This is a genomic window from Micrococcus sp. KRD026 (assembly GCF_017168445.1).
GTDB classification, from domain to species: domain Bacteria; phylum Actinomycetota; class Actinomycetes; order Actinomycetales; family Micrococcaceae; genus Micrococcus; species Micrococcus luteus.
On sequence record NZ_JABFBA010000019.1, the window covers coordinates 1 to 4,212 of the forward strand.

The 4,212-nt window shown below is 76.1% G+C and carries 3 protein-coding genes; 1 reads left to right on the top strand and 2 read right to left on the bottom strand.

What is annotated here, in order from left to right; genetic code table 11:
• A partial coding sequence (locus tag J1M40_RS06435) for a hypothetical protein (protein ID WP_206450620.1) occupies nucleotides 1–645 on the top strand: 645 nt, incomplete at its 5' end.
• A gap of 41 nt (nucleotides 646–686) precedes the next feature.
• Here the strand turns inward: J1M40_RS06435 and J1M40_RS06440 are convergent.
• Both J1M40_RS06440 and J1M40_RS06445 read right to left on the bottom strand, forming a co-directional pair.
• Nucleotides 687–2,858: a 3-hydroxyacyl-CoA dehydrogenase NAD-binding domain-containing protein gene (locus J1M40_RS06440; RefSeq protein WP_036317899.1), complete on the bottom strand. Its 2,172-nt coding sequence runs from the start codon at nucleotides 2,856–2,858 to the stop codon at nucleotides 687–689.
• Between the two features lie 76 nt (nucleotides 2,859–2,934).
• Nucleotides 2,935–4,185: an HRDC domain-containing protein gene (locus J1M40_RS06445; protein ID WP_073116508.1), complete on the bottom strand. Its 1,251-nt coding sequence runs from the start codon at nucleotides 4,183–4,185 to the stop codon at nucleotides 2,935–2,937.
• Between the last annotated feature and the right edge of the window lie 27 nt (nucleotides 4,186–4,212).

The following is a 4,212-nucleotide window of genomic DNA, read 5'->3' on the forward strand; positions in this document are numbered from 1 at the left end:
GCCCCGCGCCCCACCGGCGCCGCCCGTTTCGACCTCACTCCCTTCGAGCGGTGGGAGGCCGTGACCCTCGACGACGTGCACGTCGGCTTCCTGCACCGGGTGCTGGAGGACGGCGTGCTGACCACCCGCATGGGCTTCGCCCCCACGCCCGCCCAGCGCGCCGCCCGCGGTGGACTGCCCGAGCGCTACCTCGCCCAGACGCAGGTCGGCTTCACGCCCGACGGGGACGGCTGGGCATGGACGACCCACGAGGACTCCGCCGGAGCCCAGCGGGTGCGCATCGACCGTGAGCGGGCCGGCATCGACGCCGCGGTGCTGCCCTCGTACGCGGAGTACCTCCTCCTCGCGCGGGTGGCCGCCGAAGGCCCGCTCGCCGTGGACCGGCTCGAGGAGGCCTCGCCCCTGCAGGGCGGGCTGCGCGTGCCCCGCGCCGAGCTGCGCCCGGCGGACGCGGGCGGGTCGGACGTGCGGGTGGCCGTCGTCGCGGACGGCGTGGAGCTGGGGGCGCACCTCGTGCGCGAGGGCGCCGTGGTCGCCTCCGACTGGGGCGGGGGCACCGCCTCGACCCCCGTGGCCGACCAGGCCGCGGCGACCGCCGGGCTCGACGCGCACGTGGTGACGTTCGCCGGGCTGCCGATCGCCTGAGCCGTGGGCCGGGCCGTCGCGGACGGCCCGGCCGGGGCCGGTCAGGCCTGCGCGGCCGGGTGGAAGCGCCGCCCGTTCACCCGCTCGGCGGCCCCGCAGTCGTCCAGGTACGGCGTGATGCCGCCCAGGTGCAGGGGCCAGTTGGCGCCGAGGATCATGCACAGGTCCACGTCCTCGGGGGCCGCGACGACGCGCTCGTCCAGGAGCAGGCCGATCTCCTCGGCCAGCGCGTCCTCGACCCGGCGCAGCAGCTCCTCGGAGGTCTGCGGGGTCGAGCCCTGCTCCAGCAGGGCCGCGGTCGCCTCCGGGATCTGCTCGCCGGTCGCGCCGGCGGCCTCCTCGTCGCGCCGGTCGGGGCGGACGTCCTTGGCCCAGATCGCGGTCTTGCCGGCGTCGATCAGGCGCTGCAGGTTCGCCGAGACCGGGAAGCGCTCCGCGCCGAAGGACGCGGAGAGGGACTCGGACACGTGCTGGGCCACGGGGATGCCGACCATGGCCAGGAGGGTGAACGGCGTCATCGGCAGGGCCAGCGGGTCCAGCGCGTGGTCGGCCTCGTGCGCGTCGGTGCCCTCGTCGAAGGAGTTCTGCACCTCGCCCATCATGCGCAGCAGGACGCGGTTGACCACGAACGCGGTGGCATCGTGGACGAGCACGCCGGTCTTGCGGAGCCGGCGGGTCAGTTCGAACGCGGTGGCCACGACCTCGTCCGTCGTCGCCTCGGTCCGCACGATCTCCACGAGCGGCATGACCGCCACCGGGTTGAAGAAGTGGAAGCCCACGAGGCGCTCGGGATGCTCGAGGACCTCGGCCATGGCGGCCACGGACAGGCTCGAGGTGTTGGTCATCAGGATGGCGTCCTCACGCACGATGCCCTCGAGCTCGCGGAAGACGGTGCGCTTGACCTCGAGCTCCTCGAAGACGGCCTCGATGACGATGTCGGCGTCCGCGTACACCGCCTTGTCCGTGTCCGCGGTGATCAACCCGGCCAGGGCCTCGCCGTCCTCGGCGGAGAGCCGTCCACGGGAGACCATCTTCTCGACCTGCGCGCGCACGCCCGCCAGGCCGCGCTCGACACGCTCGGCGTCGATGTCCGTCATCACGACGGGCACCCGCAGGTGCCGGGCGAAGACGAGGGCGAGCTGGCCGGCCATCAGGCCCGCACCGACGATGCCGACCTTGCGGACCTCGCGGGCGAGCTCGCGGCCCGGGTCGCCGGCGGGGCGCTTGGCGCGGCCCTGGACGAGGCCGAGGAACGCGTACACGGTGCGCCGGAACTCGGGGGAGTGCAGCAGCGTCCCGAGGGCGTCCGCCTCGGCCTGGGCGGACTCGGCGCGGGTGCGCGTGCGGGCGCCGGTGAACAGGTCCTCCAGGTGACGGCGCGCCGGCAGGTGGCGTCCGGGGCGAGCGGCCTGCAGCCGCTCCAGCGCCGCCAGGGCGCGGTCCCAGGCGGCGTCGGACACGTCGCGGTCGCGGTGGGCGGCCAGTTCGGCCGCCACGGACTCGTCCCCGGCGACCAGGGCGGCGGCGAGCTCGAGGCCCGCGTCGAGGAGGTCCCCCTCCACGATCCGGTCCATCAGGCCGAGCCCGTGCGCCGCGCGGGCGTCGAGCATGCGGTTGTCGTCGAGGGGGTTCTTCAGCACGACGTCGACGGCGGCCTCCGGGCCGATCAGATGGGGCACGCGCCACACGCCGGACCAGCCGGGGATCAGGCCGAGCCGGACCTCGGGCAGGCCGAAGCCCTTCGCATCGGCGGCCACCACGCGGTGTCCGGCGGCCAGGGCCAGCTCGAGGCCGCCGCCGAGGGCGAGGCCGTTCACGAGCGCGACCGTGGGGATCTCGAGGGCCGCGAGCCGGTCGTAGACGGCGTGGCCGAGCAGGGCCAGGTCGCGGCCGACGTCGTCGGTGAGGCCCGCGATCAGGGACAGGTCCGCCCCGGCCGCGAAGGTCCCCTCCACACCGGTCACGGCCAGGGCCTGGATCGCGCCCGCGGCGGCCCGGGCGGCCTGCTCGTCGAGCACCCGGCCGAGGCCGAGGAGCGTGGCCGGGCCCAGGGTGGCGGGCCGGCGGGGTCCCTGCCCGTTGTCCAGCGTGAGCAGCGCGAGCGTGCCCGCGCCATCGGGCAGGGCGTGGTCGGTCACGGTGACGGTGGTGACGACCTCATCCGGGGCCAGGGCGGGCAGGTGGTCGAAGGAAGCAAGAGAAACGGATGTCATGCGGGTCACACTACCGGCGAGTAGCCTCGGCGTCGACGCGACGCGACGGACCGATCCGGCCGGCCGCGTCGGGGGCTCAGGCGCCGGCGGGATCGGGGTCGAGGAGCGCGACCGTGACGATCGCGCCGACGTTCTCCACCTGCCACGGGCGCGCGCCCCGCTCCGTCAGGAACGCGTCGACGGTCTCGGGGGTGATCGGGGCGGGCGGGGTCCAGCAGATCCGCCGAAGGGTGTCCGGGGTGAGGAGGTTCTCGGTGGGCATCCCCAGCTGCTCGGCCCGTCGGGCGACGCGGGCCTTGGCCGTGCGCAGGCGGCGGTCCGCCACCGGGTCCCGGTCCTTCCAGGCCCGGGGTGGGGGCGGGCCGTCCCCGGTGCGGATCTGCGCCGCGGGGGCGTCGTCCCGCTCGGCGTCCTCAACGCCGGCCCGGATCGCGGCGATCCAGCGCGGGGCCTCGCGGCTCGCGGCGCGGCCGTGGAAGCCGGAGGTCTGGCGCAGGGCGGGGACGGTGCGCGGCTGGGCGGCCGCGGCGGCGACGATCGACCGGTCCGGGATGAGCCGGCCGGGGGCGACGTCGCGGTGGCGGGCGAGGTCCTCGCGGGCCTCCCACAGGCGCTTGAGGACCGCGCGCTGCACGGGGCGGCGCAGCGTCTGGGAGCCCGAGGTGCCGCGCCAGGGGTCCTTCTTCGGCGTGGGCGGCGGGGCCGTGCGCACGTGCTCGAACTCCTGCTCGGCCCACGCGAGCTTGCCGTCGGCCTCGAGGCGCGCGATCAGGGCCTCGCGCAGCGGGACGAGCAGCTCGACGTCGAGCGCCGCGTAGGTGAGCATCGCCTCGGGCAGCGGACGCACCGACCAGTCGGCGGCCGAATGCTCCTTGGCGAGGGTGACCCCCAGCAGCTCCTCCAGGACCGCGGCCAGGCCGACGCGCGGCAGGCCGGACACCCGGGCCGCGAGCTCGGTGTCGAACAGCCGATCGGGGCGCAGCCCCTGCTCGGCCAGGCAGGGCAGGTCCTGGCTGGCCGCGTGCAGGATCCACTCGACGCCCGCGAGGGCCTCCTGCAGCGGGGCCAGCCCGTCGAGGGCTTCGGGATCGACGAGCCAGATGCCGGCGCCCTCGCGCTTGAGCTGGACGAGCATAGCCCGCTGGCCGTACCGGATCCCGGAGGCGCGCTCCGCGTCGATGGCGACGGGCCCGGTCCCCGCGGCGAGCGCCGCGGCGCAGGCCTCCAGGCCCGCGCGGGTGTCGGTGAGCCGGGGGACTCCACCGGCCGGTGTGGCGATCAGCCGCGGGGGCGCGTCCGGGGCGGCCGTCTCGGGGGCGTCGGTCATGCTGCTCCTGTTCGGGGAGGTCGGGGC